This window comes from Acidobacteriota bacterium (genome assembly GCA_035471785.1).
In the GTDB taxonomy this organism is placed as follows: domain Bacteria; phylum Acidobacteriota; class UBA6911; order RPQK01; family DATIPO01; genus JANQFM01.
Window position 1 is genome coordinate 13,157 of sequence record DATIPQ010000091.1, and the last position, 14,989, is coordinate 28,145.

At 61.9% G+C, this 14,989-nt stretch carries 11 protein-coding genes; all 11 read left to right on the forward strand.

The features are described 5' to 3' along the window. Nucleotides 1-149 precede the first annotated feature (149 nt). Nucleotides 150-1,472, forward strand: coding sequence for an amidohydrolase family protein (locus tag VLU25_12795; GenBank protein ID HSR68808.1), 1,323 nt, complete (start codon nucleotides 150-152; stop codon nucleotides 1,470-1,472). Then, a complete protein-coding gene (locus VLU25_12800) occupies nucleotides 1,472-2,689 on the forward strand; it encodes an amidohydrolase family protein (GenBank protein ID HSR68809.1) in 1,218 nt (405 codons plus the stop codon). Before VLU25_12795 ends, VLU25_12800 begins: the two co-directional genes overlap by 1 nt. A gap of 74 nt (nucleotides 2,690-2,763) precedes the next feature. Continuing rightward, a complete protein-coding gene (locus VLU25_12805; GenBank protein HSR68810.1) occupies nucleotides 2,764-5,187 on the forward strand; it encodes an ABC transporter permease in 2,424 nt (807 codons plus the stop codon). Nucleotides 5,188-5,369: 182 nt separating this feature from the next. Then, on the forward strand, nucleotides 5,370-7,832 hold the full coding sequence (locus tag VLU25_12810) for an ABC transporter permease (GenBank protein HSR68811.1): 2,463 nt from the start codon (nucleotides 5,370-5,372) through the stop codon (nucleotides 7,830-7,832). 246 nt (nucleotides 7,833-8,078) lie between these two features. Next, on the forward strand, nucleotides 8,079-9,590 hold the full coding sequence (locus VLU25_12815; GenBank protein HSR68812.1) for a hypothetical protein: 1,512 nt from the start codon (nucleotides 8,079-8,081) through the stop codon (nucleotides 9,588-9,590). An 11-nt stretch (nucleotides 9,591-9,601) separates the two neighbouring features. Beyond that, nucleotides 9,602-10,153 carry a hypothetical protein gene (locus VLU25_12820; protein ID HSR68813.1) on the forward strand — a complete coding sequence of 184 codons (552 nt, stop codon included), beginning with the start codon at nucleotides 9,602-9,604 and terminating at the stop codon, nucleotides 10,151-10,153. Between the two features lie 1,463 nt (nucleotides 10,154-11,616). After that, nucleotides 11,617-11,832, forward strand: a complete 216-nt coding sequence (locus tag VLU25_12825) for a hypothetical protein (GenBank protein HSR68814.1) — start codon at nucleotides 11,617-11,619, stop codon at nucleotides 11,830-11,832. A 102-nt stretch (nucleotides 11,833-11,934) separates the two neighbouring features. Beyond that, complete coding sequence (gene ycaC, locus VLU25_12830; protein ID HSR68815.1) at nucleotides 11,935-12,558, forward strand: isochorismate family cysteine hydrolase YcaC; 624 nt, start codon at nucleotides 11,935-11,937, stop codon at nucleotides 12,556-12,558. 85 nt (nucleotides 12,559-12,643) lie between these two features. Continuing rightward, nucleotides 12,644-13,441, forward strand: a complete 798-nt coding sequence (locus VLU25_12835; GenBank protein ID HSR68816.1) for a VOC family protein — start codon at nucleotides 12,644-12,646, stop codon at nucleotides 13,439-13,441. A gap of 396 nt (nucleotides 13,442-13,837) precedes the next feature. Continuing rightward, nucleotides 13,838-14,536, forward strand: coding sequence for a site-specific integrase (locus VLU25_12840; protein HSR68817.1), 699 nt, complete (start codon nucleotides 13,838-13,840; stop codon nucleotides 14,534-14,536). Nucleotides 14,537-14,732: 196 nt separating this feature from the next. Then, a partial coding sequence (locus VLU25_12845) for a DUF2442 domain-containing protein (GenBank protein HSR68818.1) occupies nucleotides 14,733-14,989 on the forward strand: 257 nt, incomplete at its 3' end.

Consider the following 14,989-nt stretch of genomic DNA (forward strand, 5'->3'; position numbering starts at 1 on the left):
CGTTGCCACTCGAATCCCGGCTCCCTGGAAGGGAGCCATTCGCTAGCCCAAGGACTGTGTTAGAAGTCAAGTCCGGGCTCGCGGAAGGCGATTCTGAAAGAACATTGAAAGTGTGAGATAACCGGAAGAGTGCTGACAAAGGAGTTCCCTTGAGTAAATCATCCATCGTCGCGTACCTTGCTCTGGGCTTGGTGTTGTGCCAGGCCGCCCTCTGGGCCCAGGAGGCTCCCAAAGCCTTCGTGGGAGCGAGGATCATTCCTATCGAAGGCCCCGAAATCGAAAACGGCATCCTGCTCATCGAAAACGGCAAGATTACGGCCGTGGGATCTTCGGCGGCCATGACGCTGCCCGCCGACACCGAGCAGATCGATGTGTCGGGCAGGGTCATCATGCCGGGGCTGATCGACAGCCACAGCCACATCGGAGAGCTGGAAGGCGGCGACCGCAGCGCCCCCATCCAGCCCGACATCCGGGTCTGGGAGACCGTCAACGCCCGAGACTCGCGCATCCAGAAAGCCCAGGCCGGAGGCATCACGGTGGCCAACGTCATGCCCGGCTCGGGACACCTGCTCAGCGGCCAGACGGTTTACCTCAAGCTGCGCGACGGCAACACCGTGGAAGACCTGATCATCCCCTGGGAGGACGGGTCGCCCAGGGGCGGAATGAAAATGGCCAACGGCACCAACTCGCGCCGCAATCCGCCTTTCCCCGGCACCCGCGCCAAGAGCGCCGCACTGGTGCGCGAAGAGTACCTCAAGGCCCAGGAATATCGAGCCAAGATAGAAGCCGCCGAGGACGATGAAGAAAAGATGCCGGCCCGCGACCTGCGCATGGAGGGGCTGCTGGAAGTGCTTGAAGGCAAGCGCATCGTCCACCACCACACCCATCGTCACGACGACATTCTCACCGTGCTGCGCCTGGCCGAGGAGTTCGGTTTCAAGGTGGTGCTTCAGCATGTCTCCGACGCCTGGGCGGTGGCTGAAGAGATCGCCGCCTCTGATCAGGTGGTGGGCAACTCCATCATCATGATCGAGTCCCCGGGCGGCAAGATCGAAGCCAAGGACATCACCTTGGAAAACGCCGCCATCCTGGAGGAAGCCGGCGCCTTGGTGGGTTTCCACACCGACGACGGCATCACCGATTCGCGCCTCTTCCTGCGCTCGGCGGGATGGGCCGTGCGGGCCGGAATGTCGCGGGAAAAGGCCCTCTACGGACTCACCATGGCCAACGCCATCATGCTCGACCTGCAAGATCGGGTGGGGACGCTGGAGCCCGGCAAGGACGCCGACTTCATCATCCTCGACGGCGATCCGCTCAGCGTCTACAGCAAAGTCCGCCAGACCTGGGTGGACGGCGTCAAGGTCTTCGACCGCGACGACCCCCAAGACCGCCTCTACGCCGTGGGAGGCTATGGAGCCAGCAACGACCAAGCCAATGAAGTCCACCAGCTCTCCCAGGAGGCCGACTACTAATGCGTTACCGAAATTTCATACTGCTCAGCCTTCTCTTAGCGGCCGCTCTCCTGCCTCTTCAGGCCCAGGTGGCCGTCAAAGCCGAGACCCTGCATACCGCCGCCGGCGACGCTATCAGCGACGGGGTGGTGCTGATCGAGGAGGGCAAGATCTCCGCTGTGGGACCGGCCTCCCAGGTGCAGATTCCTTCGGGCGTGACCGTGCTGGAAGCCAAAGTGGCCACTCCCGGACTGGTGGACGCCCACAGCGTGGTGGGACTGGCCGGCTACCTCAACCAGAACCATGACCAGGATCACCTTGAAGAGTCCTCCCCCATCCAGCCCGAGTTGCGGGCGCTGGACGCCTACAACGCCCGCGAAACGCTGGTGGAATGGGTGCGCCGCCACGGCGTCACCACCCTCCACACCGGCCACGGTCCGGGTCAGCTCGTCTCAGGCCAGACCATGATCGTCAAGACCTACGGAGAGACTGTCGACGACGCGCTCATGGTGCCCTCGGCCATGCTGGCCGCCACTTTGGGCGACGGCGCCAAGGCTTCGGGGGGCCGCTCGCCGGGAAGCCGTTCCAAGATGATGGCCCTGCTGCGCTCCGAGTTCATCAAGGCCCAGGACTACCTGGACAAGATGGAGAACGCCGAGGAGGGCAAGGAGCCGGCCCGCGACCTGCACAAGGAGACTCTGGCCAAGGTGCTCTCGGGCGAGATGCCGCTGCTGGTGACCGCACACCGGTCCCGCGACATCCTGGCCGCCATCCGTCTGGCCGAGGAATTCGGCTTTAACCTGGTGCTGGACGGCGCCGCCGAAGCCCACCTGATCACCGAAAAGATCATGGCGGCCGACGTCCCGGTCATCCTTCACGCACCTGGCATGCGCCATTTCGGAGAAGCTGAAAACGCCACCTTCGAAGCCGGCCCGCGCCTTCGAGATGCCGGCATTACCTTCTGCTACCAGACCGGCTATGAAGGTTACGTGCCCAAGACCCGGGTTCTGCTCTTCGAAGCCGGATGGGCCGCCTCCAACGGGCTGCTATGGGATGAGGCTCTGGCCGCCGTCACCATCGACGCCGCCCGCATACTGGGGGTCGACGACCGGGTGGGTTCTCTTGAGGTGGGCAAGGATGGCGACGTGGTCCTTTACGACGGCGACCCCTTCGAGTACACCACCCATGTCACCGGCGTGATCATCGACGGCCAGGTTGTGAGCCAAGAGAAGCATTAGTGCAGGCGTTCCTTGAACCTTCCCAGGGCGCGCTCCGTACGGATCGTCAAGACCACGAACGGAGAGAGCGCCCAATGAGCAGTTTCAAGCAAGATTTCATATTCGCACTTCGCAGCCTTCGCAAACGCCCCGGATTCTCGGCGGTGGTTGTCTTGACCCTGGCCCTGGGGATCGGCGCCAATGCGGCGGTCTTCAACCTCATCGACGCCCTGTTGCTGAGGCCCTTCCCCATTCCCAACGTGGACCGCATTGTGCAGGTCTTCGAGACCATCGAGTCGCAAGGTTGGGACCGGGCCAGCGCCTCGCCCGCCAATTTCCTGGAATGGAAAGAAGAGACCGAACTCTTTCAGCAGGTCCACGCCCACCAGTGGTGGGAAGTCAACCTGACCGGCACCGATCAGCCCGAGCGCCTCCACGGGACGCTGGTCACGCCGGGATGGATGGGCATGCTCAGCGTTCAGACCACCCATGGCCGCGATCTGCGGCTGGCCGAAAACGATCCGGCCCAAGAGCGGACGGTAGTGCTGGGACACGACTTCTGGGTTCGCCGCTACGGCGCCGATGCCTCTATCGTGGGGCAGTCCATCGAGTTGAACGGGCAGTCCTACGAAGTGGTGGGAGTGGGTCCGGCCGGATTCCACTACCCCATGGGAACCGAACTGTGGGCGCCCCTGGTGATCAGTCCCGAAACGGCTCAGCAGCGCGACAGTCACTACCTTAACGTGCTGGCTCACTTGCGCCAGGGACGCAGCGCCGACGAGGCCCAGGCGGCCTTGGCGGCGCGGGCCGAGCGTCTTGCCCAGCAGTTCCCCGACAGCAACGCCGGTTGGGGCGTCAACGTCATGGTTCTGAGCAAGGCGGTCGTCGACATCGGCGCCCCGGCTTTTCTCATGGTGTGGCAGATTACCGTCGTCTTCGTGCTCTTGATCGCTTGCGTCAACGTGGCCAACCTGCTTTTGACCCGAGGCGGCGAGCGGGCCAAGGAACTCTCCCTGCGGGTCGCGCTGGGGGCCGGACGCTGGCGCCTGATGCGCCAGTTGTTGACCGAGAACCTGATCCTCTCGCTGGCCGGAGCCCTGGCGGCCATGCCCATGGCCTGGGCGGCCAGCGAACTGCTGCGCACCAGCCTTCCGGCTGAGATCCGCGTCTTCATGATGGGTTGGGACAAGATTGGAGTCGATTACCGGATGCTGCTCTTCGCCGGCGCGCTGGCCGTCGTGGCGGCCGTCATCTTCGGCCTGGCCCCGGCTCTCTCCGCCACCCGTCTCGATCTCAACCAGGTCATCGGCGAAGGCGGACGCAGCGGCTCGGCGGGCAGCAGCCAGCGGGGACGCCGTCTGCTGGTGGTGGCCGAAGTGGCCGTGGCCCTCATGCTGCTGATCGCTTCCGGGCTCTCCATCCAGGGCTCGATGCGGCTGATCGAGCAGGACCAAGGCTATGATCCCGACGGATTGCTGACGGCCCAACTGGTGCTCCCCAGTGAAAAATATCCCCAGGCCGAAGACCGCCGCGATTTCTGGAACCGCCTGGAACTGGAACTGGAGGCTCTGCCCCAGGTCAGGAATGCCGCCGTCGCCAACATCCTGCCGGCTGCTCCCGACGGCAGCAGCCGCGACTATGAACTGGAAGGCCGTCCGGCGGCCACCATCGCCGAGCGCCCCTCAGCCGACTTCCGCGTGATCACGCCCGACTTCTTCGAGACCATGCGTGTCCCCATCCTCAACGGACGCGCCTTCACCGAACAGGACCGCGAGGACAGCCGCAGGGTGGCCATCGTCAGCCGCCAGATGGCCCGCCGCGACTGGCCTCAGCAAGACCCCTTGGGGCAGCGCTTCAGGCTGCCTGAAAATCCCGACCAGTGGTACACGGTGGTAGGGGTGGCCGGCGATGTCACCCACAACTGGTTCTTCGGCGGACCCCGGCCCACCATGTACCTGCCTATGGCCCAGATGCCCTATCGGGGAGTCTATGTGGCGCTGCGCACCACGGGCGACCCCCTATCGCTGGCCCCCTCGCTGCGTCGAGCCGTCCGCCGGCTGGACGCCGACCAACCCGTCTTCGGCGTCAAGACCCAGCGCCAGACCCTCTCCGACCGCACCATCGGACTGCGCTACGCCGCCACCATCATGGGCGTCTTCGGCGCCATCGCGCTGATCCTCTCGGTGGTGGGCATCTACGGCGTCATGGCCTATTCCATCAACCAGCGCATCCGCGAGATCGGCATCCGCGTGGCCCTGGGAGCGCTGGGACGCGACGTGCTGCGCCTGACCCTGGGCGGAGCGCTGCGACTGACCGCCATCGGCTGCGCCATCGGACTGTTGCTGGCCTTCGTCCTGGGACGCTTCATGGAAAGCACCCTCTTCGGCACCATCCAGCTCAACCTGATCACCTTCGTGGGCTTCACCGTCCTGCTGGTGGCCGCGGCCCTGCTGGCCGCCTACGTCCCCTCCCGGCGCGCCCTGCGCGTCGATCCCAGCGAGGCCCTGCGGGTGGAGTAGGGAGGAGATTTCCTCCTCCGCTCCCCCCGGCCAAAAGGAAGCATTGACTTCCTCTCCGCCCAAATGCTACTGTTTGTAGCGTTACAGCATGTAGCGGACAAGTCGAATTTGGACTGCCACCCAACCTTTCTGCCGGCTGCTCCGTCTTAGGTTGGAACCCACTGAGGAGTTGAGGAGAAAGCATGAGCACCATTTGGAACGATCTGCGCTATGGCATCCGCGTACTGGCCAAGCATCCTGGCTTCACCTTGGTCGCCCTTTTGACGCTGGCCGTGGGCATCGGCGCCAACAGCGCCATTTTCAGCGTCGTCCACGGAGTGCTGCTCAAGCCTTTGCCTTACCGTCAGCCTCAGCAACTGGTGCAGATCTGGAGCCAGTTCCCCACCATGGACTTCTTCCAGTTTCCGGTTTCGCCGCCCGAGTACTACGGGATGCACGAGCGGGCCGACTTCCTGCGCGATCTGGGCGCCTACTCCAGCGGGGGCGCCAATCTGACGGGGGACGGCGAGCCTCTGCGCCTGAGCGTCTGCTACGCCACCTTCAGCCTCTTTCCCACTTTGGGCGTCGACCCGCTGCACGGGCGCTTCTTCCGTAAAGAAGAGGACGTGCCCGACAACGACAACGTGGTAATGCTCAGCTATGGCCTGTGGAAGCAGAAATTCGGCGGAGACCCTGCGGTGATCGGCAGGAAGGCGGAGATCGACGGAGAGACGGTCGAGATCGTGGGCGTGATGCCGGCGGGATTCAACTTTCCCAACGACGACGTCCAGGCCTGGATGCCTTTTGCCATTGACCCGGCCAGCCTTCCCACCCGCTGGGGCAATCACCTCATGCAGGTGGTGGGACGCCTCAACGAGGGCGTGACGGTGGAGGAGGCGCGCCACCAGTTGACGGCTATGGTGACCCGATGGGGCGAGGACGCCGGGCCCAACACCCACCGTCCCAACCCCGAGTGGCACCCCTACATCCTCAATCCGCTGCATGAGCAGGTGGTGGGCGGGGTGCGTCCGCAGATGGTCTTTCTCACCCTGGTTGTGGGACTGGTGCTGCTGATCGCCTGCGTCAACGTGGCCAATTTGTTGCTGGCCCGCTCCGAGGCCCGTCAAAAGGAAATCGCCATCCGCTCGGCGCTGGGCGCCGAACGCGGACGCCTCATCCGCCAGCTCCTCACCGAGAGCACCATCCTGGCGGTGGGAGGAGGAATGGTGGGCATGCTGGTGGCCAATTGGGGCGTGCAGGTTCTTTTGGCCGTCAATCCCGAGAGCATCCCCCGGCTGGACGCCATCGGACTGAATTGGACGGTGGTCGGCGCCACTCTGGGGCTTTCGCTGCTGACGGGACTGCTCTTCGGCGCCGCGCCGGCCGTGACGCTCATCTCTGGCGACGTGCAGGAGACGCTCAAAGACGGCGGACGCGGCACCTCGGCCTCGCGCGGACGCAACCGCTTCCGGGCCCTGCTGGTGACCGCCGAGGTGGCCCTGGCGGTGGTGCTGGTGGCGGGATCGGGGCTGGTCATCCGCAGCTTCGCCGCCCTGCAGTCCACCGACCCCGGATTCGAGGCTGAGAACGCCCTCACCTTGCGTACCGTGGTTTCGCCCACGGCGGCCGCCGACAACGAGTCGGTGGTGGACTTTTACCAAAGGGCCCTGGAGCGCCTGCGGGCTCTGCCCGGCGTGCGCTCGGCAGCGGCCGTCAGTTCCTTGCCGCTGCGCTCCTTCCTCAATGCCAACGACTTTGAGATCGAGGGCTGGGTGCGCACCGACGGTTCGCCTCCCGTCAACGTCGATTATCAGCAGGCTGTCTCACCCGGATACTTCAAGACCATGGGCATCGGACTGCTGGCAGGCCGCACCTTCAGCGACGGCGACCGTCCTGGTAGCCTGCCCGTAACGGTGGTCAGCCAGAGCTTTGTGGACCGCTTCTTCCCGGGCGAGAATGGCCTGGGCAAGCGGGTGCGGGCGCGCAGCAGCGGCCCCTGGATGGAGATCGTGGGGGTGGTGGACGATGTCAAGCAGCAAAGCTTGCGCGCCGAGGTCAAGCCTCACATGTACACCGCCATGGCTCAGAATCCCGAGGTGCGGGGATTCGCCTACCGCGGCATGAGCTTCGTGCTGCGCACCGAGGACGCTCCCTCGAGCCTGGCCGGCAGCGCCCGCAACGCCATCTGGCAGCTCGACGCCGACATCCCCATCGCCGAGGTTGAAACGCTGGAAAGCGTGCTGGGCGTTTCTCTCTCCGAGCAGCGCTTCACCGTCCTGCTGCTGTCCATCTTCGCCGTTACGGCGTTGCTGCTGGCGGCGGTCGGAATCTACGGCGTGATGAGCTACTCGGTCACCCAGAGGACGCAGGAAATCGGCGTCCGCATGGCCATGGGAGCCCGTGCCGGCGACGTGCTGAGTCTGGTCGTCCGCCAGGGAATGCTGCTTACCGGCGCCGGATTGGCCTTAGGCCTGGCGGCCGCGCTGACCATGGCTCTGCTGTTGCGCGAGCAGCTCCAGGACCTGCTCTACCGGGTCGGCAACTTCGACCCCTTCACCTACCTGGCCGTGCTGGCCCTGCTCACCCTGACAGCCCTGCTGGCCTGCTGCTTCCCCGCCTACCGGGCCTCCCGCCTCGACCCCCTGCGGGCGCTCCACTACGAGTAGAGAGTGCACCGGCAATTCGCCCGGCATAGGGATTCACCGGACTCCAAGGTGATAATGAGCCGCCTTTCTCAGGCCGTGAAACGCTAGATGCTAGAGTTCCGGCGAACCTGCGACCTGCGGATTCGAAGTCAGAGCCCCCGACTTCACGTTCTGCCCTTGTTGAGCTTAACTGCAAGCGAATAAACAACTTGTACGCTTCTCGATCTTAGGCGATTTCGCCTCTGCTGTGCATCCTTGCAGAATTTCATGCTGCTCTACAATCCGGCTGCGTGGGAAGCCCGATTGGTAGCCTTTTTCAGCTTCGCCGACGGCCGGCAGTGGACGCTCCCGGTCAAGTCCGTGGCGGCCAACAGCTTTGCGGAGATCGACCTTGAGCAGCTTCGCCAGCAGGGGGCCTCGGACCATTTCCAGCGCGTGATTCCTCAAGGCGAAGTGCAGGGCCAGGTCAAGATCCTGCAGAAGGGCAAGCCTGCCGAAAAGCTTCTGATCCAGACGGTGCTTGACGACCGCCCCAGCGGACGTTCCCTGCTGCTGGAAAGCTGCCCCTTGTGCCTGTCTCAGCCCTCCCAGGTAGCCTTCATCCCCGGATCGCAGCTAAGCGGACTGGTGGGCGAGACCCTCTTCGTCCCTCCGCTGATCGCCTTCTTTGCCGACGGCCATACCGAAGACGTGACCTTCTTTTCCGACATCAGGAGCCTCAACACTTCGGTGGCCCAGGTTTCCGCCTTCAGCGCGCACCTGGTCGGACCGGGCTCGACCGCCATCGAGGGCGAATACGAAGATCCCTTCTTCGAGATCGACCCGCTGTGCATCATCCTGGCCGGGGCCTTGGTGGCCACCGTTGTGGTCCTCTCGGAGGAGGTGCCTGAGGTCACCATTGCCGACCTCGAAAGCGTCCCCAAGAACGGCACGGCCAGCGTCCAGGTCAGCCTGTCGAACTCGCTGAGCGAACATTCGGTGTCCCTAACGCTCAGCCGGATGTCGGGAACCGGCACGGCGCGCTTCGAGTCCACCAATTCGACGACCATGAATCTCTCCAGCAGCCGAAGCGTCTCCATCAAGGGGGTCACCGAAAGCAGCACGGCCGACAACATTGCTTTGAAGGCCGCTATCAACGGCCAAGCATTGGCCCAGGAGAACTTCAGCGTAGTCTGGGTGACCTTGTCATTTCGGCACGGATCTGGAGCGACAGTTTCACAGGACAATGCGGCTCGAAGTCAGTATGTGGCAACGTTGGGAACTTCGAGCCTTGGCCTGTTTCGATCTGGGGGAGAAACCGCACGAGATTTCGACGGCTGGCATACGGGTGTAGAAGTCGTTGGAACTGTCGAGCCCTCCAACTACCAAGGTCGCATAGTACTCAACCGGACAGTCAACCGCAGAATCTACGGTAACGATTGCGACCTCACCCAACCATTTCAAGGTGATGATACGAGTGATGACAGACTGCGGGATGACGCCCCGCAGTCTGGGGGGAGCAACGGCAAAGTCTATGATCTGGATGCTCCAGGGCCTGCATTCTTGAAGAACACGCCATTTGGAATCCCGATTGGGACCCAGAGCCGATCGAGGCAAAACTTCACAGAGTGGGCTACACTGGAGAAGAAAGCGAAGGATGGTGGTTCGAGGGTTTCAGATTCTCTCTCGTGGTTTTCTCGGGTGTCAATCATCATGACTGTAGACGGGGCGGCCCTTTTAAACGACGCAATTCGTGACAACCGCGCAGGCACGGGTAACGAATCCCTGAATTGCAAGTGAGGAGACCCGAAGTGAAACGAGCTCTACTTCTCTTCAGGCTGGTCAGCGTCGTTTACGCTTGTTTCATCTGCACCGTTGCAGGGGCGGGTGACAAGTGTGACTGCCTTTCGGAAATGAATCTCATTGAGGCCTTGTCGGATGAACGACTGCGGCATAATGACCCGGATGCGTATGTTGCAGCGATCGAGTGTCTAGGAGCAAGAAAATCGGTGGCCGCAGTCAATGCTTTAGTTGCCCTTCTCGACTACCGACGATCTTACACAGACTGGCAGAGCGCCCAAGAAATGACGCTTCGTACTCATGTAAGAGCCAGTTTTTACCCAGCTGTTGACGCATTGGCCACAATCGGAGAACCAGCTCTGCCCAGCGTTGCCCAAGCCCTAGCTGCAAGCGGAGTTGATACGGAAAGATATCGATCAGCCTCTGATGTCTTTCTGGCTGTCTTCTGGTTGGCACGCGAAGATGGGGCATCCTTTCTTGAGAAGGAAGCGGCGGGGCGCCCTTCAGATCTCGAACGCGAGCGGTTGCTTCGGGCAGCTGAGCGGCTGAGGATGTCCAATTGACTGTAGGTAAGCCTCGAGTGCAGAAACTGGGAGTTGGCGCAGAACCAGCAGCCCTTTGAAGAGATTGCGCCCCTGGAGTGGAGCATGATCCCAGAAGTTGTTTCCGTAGAGCCGAGGGAAGGCTACCGTCTTCGGCTTTCGTTCCACGACGGTACGGTGGCGAGGTTGACGTCAGCGCCCTTTTGCGCTTTGACGGCGTTTTTGCACCGTAGCGCGAACTAGGGGAGTTTCAGAAAGTTCACGTGGATGGGGAGTCCGGAACGGTTGATTGGCCTAACGGAGCCGACCTAGATCCCCTCGTACTCTACTCGAAGGTCAAAGGGATAGGAGTCGAGGAGTTGCTCGCCGCAAAATCGCCAGCCGAGGCTTGACCCCGAAACTGATCGGATCATAGCTGACAAGTGGCTACAGCGGCCCGCGCAGCGCGGCCGCTGAGCCACAGAACGTTCGGCTTTCAATTTAGGACGATCAGTGCCGTAAGGGTGGTGTGCTCGTGCTGCTGTTTGACTTTCCATTCGTGCTATCCTTCGTAGTATGGAGACACGCGGGGCAGTTCATGGGCAAAGTGTGGAACTCGAGAAGCCGGTGCCCAGCCTGGAGGGCAAGCGGGTTCGCGTACGGCTTGAACTCCTCGAAGAAGAACGCAGGATTTCTCCCCACAACAGGCCGAGTTCTGGCGCGAGAGGGTTGAATCGGGACCGCAGGGTCCGATCAAGGACGACAGCGATGGTTGGCCGTGATCGACCGAGGCGACATTCGCTGGTTCCGATTTGACCGGCCGGACAAGCGGCGCCCGGTTCTTGTGTTGGGTCGGCCGGATCTGCTGCCGAGTTGGCCGCTCGTTCCTGTCATTCCGCTGTCCAGTCAGATTCGTGATCTGCCCTGGGAGCTTCGCTTGGGGCCGGACGACGGACTACCTGGTCCTTGCATAATGAAGCCGGAGTGGATCCGCTCGGTTCGAAGAGAAGAGTTGGGTCCCTGGCTGGCGGCCCTACTGACGAAAAGTGGCCTGAGGTAATGCGCCTTGTTGTCGATGTCCTGGGCCTATCGCTGAGGTGACCGGTGCCGAACAAGCGTTTCGAAGCTGGCGCGAAGGTGGGGACAGGTGAATCCTCTAGGAAGGGCCGCGCAGCTTAAGCGCGGCGTCCTTCGTGGGCGGCGCTCCGAAGAGTCCTTGAACAGACGGAATGTAACTCGCTTCCTTGGACGAAGATGGCGTTGCCAGGGGACTCGTCGTCACGTTCCAACAGAATCGCGAGGTGGCATTGCTGACCGGAGCCGGTAGCGTGAGGTCCTACCGCCGTGCATTGCGAGCTCAGGGATGGCAACTGAGTACCCTCTAACGGTTGCAGCAGGCCGGGCCATATTGGAACTGCGCAGCGCAGAAGGGCTACAATGATGGGGTGCGGCTACGCTTCTATTTTGACCGGTCGAGCTCTTCGCCGGAGACTCAGGAGAAAGGGATGAAAAACAAGTATCCACCTGGCTGGGATGAAAGTCGAGTCCGACGTGTTGTCGAGCACTACGAGGCCCAATCTGATGAGCAGGCGTTGGCCGAAGATGAAGCTGCCTACGAGACAACGACTCATACAACCATGGAAATACCGGTAGACCTGGTTGGGACCGTGCGCCAACTCATTGCGGACAGGGAATCCTCAAAGCCGAAATCCGACGGCTAACAAGCGCATTCAGACTGACGGGCTCCCGCCCGCAGCTGGTGCTGAGCGTTAGGCAACAGAACCAACCCATCCCGGATCGATCGAGTAAAGGCGGCAATACTCATGAGCAACTCATTCAAGTACAAGCGACTTTCGAAGGACGATGCGGCCTGCTTGCTGGTAGATCACCAGTCGGGCTTGATCTCCTTGGTACAGGACTTCTCGCCCGGTGAATTCAAGAATAACGTTCTCGCCTTAGCCGCAAGCGCCAAATATTTCCAGCTTCCCACGATCTTGACGACCAGCTTCGAGGACGGTCCGAATGGACCGCTCGTACCGGAACTCAAGGAGCTGTTCCCAGATGCGCCGTACTTCGCTCGCCCCGGGCAGATCAATGCCTGGGACAACGAGGAGTTTGTCGATGCAGTGTACAAGACTGGACGCAAGCAGTTGATCATCGCCGGGGTGGTCACGGAAGTGTGTGTTGCGTTCCCAGCGCTATCAGCTATCGAGGCTGGGTACGACGTCTTCGTGGTTACCGACGCCTCCGGGACATTCAATGAGGTTACGCGGCAGGCCGCTTGGGAACGCATGGCTGCAGCGGGTGTTCAGCTCATGAGCTGGTTTGGCGCAGCGTGCGAGTTGCACCGAGACTGGCGCAACGACATCGAGGGTCTTGGCGCGCTATTCTCCGAGCACATCCCGAACTACCGCAACCTTATAACGAGCTACATGGCCAAGCAGTAGCGGCGGCGAGCCCATTGATGTAGGATAGTCCGGCAAAAGAACCTTCACGCGCGAACCAACGTGATGTCAACTAGGACGGAAAACCATGAGTGACCCGTTTGTCCCGCGCGTCGGTGGAGTCCTCAGCGCCGATATTGCCGTTCCCGAACATGAACGTGAGGTGCGCTTCTACTCACGCGTACTCAGCACGGGCGAGAATCCGCTTTGGCGCGAGGATCTGATGAACAACTGGGGCATGCCGATCATCGGCTTGGGCGCGCGCAGCGCGGAGTATGCTGACCTTCCGCTCCAGTGGATGCCGCACATTCAGGTCGCCGATGTGGCAGCCAGTGTAGCGCGTGCGCGCGATCTGAGCGGGAGTGAGCTCATGCATGGCAAAGACGACGATGGAAAGAGCCAGTGGGCGGTGCTGCTCGATCCGAATGGCGCGGCGTTTGGCATCGTCCCGGTCGTTACTGCGGAGGCGTTCCTGCCAACTGAGGGTGTCCCATCGCGCGACGCCGCGACGCGTGTGGGTTGCATCTCCTGGCTCGACATGACGGTCTCCGACGCCTCGGCCACCCGTGACTTCTATCGCCAGGTCGTTGACTGGTCGGTGCAGGACGTCGAGATGGAGGAGGCAAGCGAGCGCTACGCCGACTACAACATGCTCGGTGATGATGGAAACCCGGCGGCCGGAGTCTGTCATGCGCGCGGCGTGAACCTGGGTCTGCCGCCTGTCTGGATGATCTACCTTCCCGTTGGCGACCTCGCCGAAAGTCTCCGTCGCGTACGAGAGGAAGGGGGCGAGGTTATTAAGGCGACACGGGGGAGGGATGGGGAATACGCATATGCGGCTGTTCGGGATCCGGTCGGGGCGTGCCTGGCGTTGGTGCCGGGATAGACGCGGAAGCAACGATTGCAGTCCTTGATTTGAAGCCATCAAGGAGAAGTTTATGCCGATCCGCATAAGATACCGTGTCGGGATGGCGGGATCGTGCAAATATCTGATGAATGGAGACTTAGGTGCAATACCACCCTTTCCTGAACTAGGGTATTATGCGGACCCAGCCGGATATTTCGGATCTTATGCGGGTCCGCCGAATCACTGTTGAACTAAACCGCTGACGCGGTAGGATCTTTCCCCCACTCTCAGCTAGGGTTTTTCGAAAGTCTCTTCTGACTGAGCGGTCTCCTGTCTTCGCTTGAAGGTTTCCCGCGGGCTGGCCTGGAGACTCCGCGTGAGGCAAGGTGTTTTTTACTTACAAGAACAACACCTCACCTCACGAAAGGAGTCCTCATGACCAGTCTACGCCAAAGGATGATCGAAGACCTGCGCCTGCGCAACTACGCCGAGCGCACGGTGGAAACCTACGTGATGCGGGTAGCCGCCTTCGCCCGCCATTTCGGCAGGCCGCCCGACCGGCTGGGGCCCGAGGAGATCCGCCGCTACCAGTTGCATCTGCTCGAGCGCAAGGCCTCCTGGGCGGTCTTCAACCAGACCGTCTGCGCGCTGCGCTTCTTCTACGGCGTCACCCTGAACAGGAAGCGGGCCGTCGAGCAGATCCCCTTTCCCAGGCAGGAGAAAAAGCTCCCCGTGGTGCTCAGCCGCGAGGAGGTGCTCCTGCTCTTGGGCACTCTTGAGAACATCAAGCACCGCACCATCCTGTCGGCCATCTACGCCTGCGGCCTGCGCCTGTCCGAAGCGCTGCATCTGCAGGTGAGCGACATCGACAGCCGGCGCATGGCGGTGCGCATCCGCCGGGGCAAGGGCGGCAAGGACCGCTACCTGCCGCTGCCGGCAACGCTTCTGCGGCAACTGCGCTGCTACTGGAGGCATTGCCGTCCGCCCCAGTGGCTGTTCCCGGGCAAGCAAGAAGGCTCGCCGCTGACTCACAGTTCGGTGCAGAGAGTGTGCCGGCGAATCCTCGAACAAATTCGAGTTATTGATGGCCAACTGCGGGAGAGAGAAAAATCTCACCCGCATGAAGGCGGGTAGCTCCTGAAGGTCAAAGTTGAGTCATGCAAATACATATACTCAGGCAAGGTGTAGGTTTGCCTTACGAACGGCTTACAGCGGACAAGCCCTCGCTTCGCTCTGGTCTTCCGCTGAAGCCGAAGACGTTATGCTCCTGAGCGACCGGGTGGCCCGACATCGCCCTTTGGTCTTTCGCTGATGCTAGAATGGAAACAGCATGGAACCTACGATGCCCAAGCTGGCCGAGGTCAGGCCTTTGGATAACCTCCGTCTGTGGGTCCGTTATAGCGACGGTTCACAGGGAGAGGTGGACTTGTCGGATCTTGCCGGACGCGGAGTCTTCTCTAGTTGGGAAACGCCTGGATCGTTCGAGTCGGTGCGGGTCGGATTCCACGGCGAACTCCAGTGGAGCGAAGATATCGAACTCTGCGCCGACTCGGTGTATATGAGGCTGACCGGAAAAACGCCTGAGGA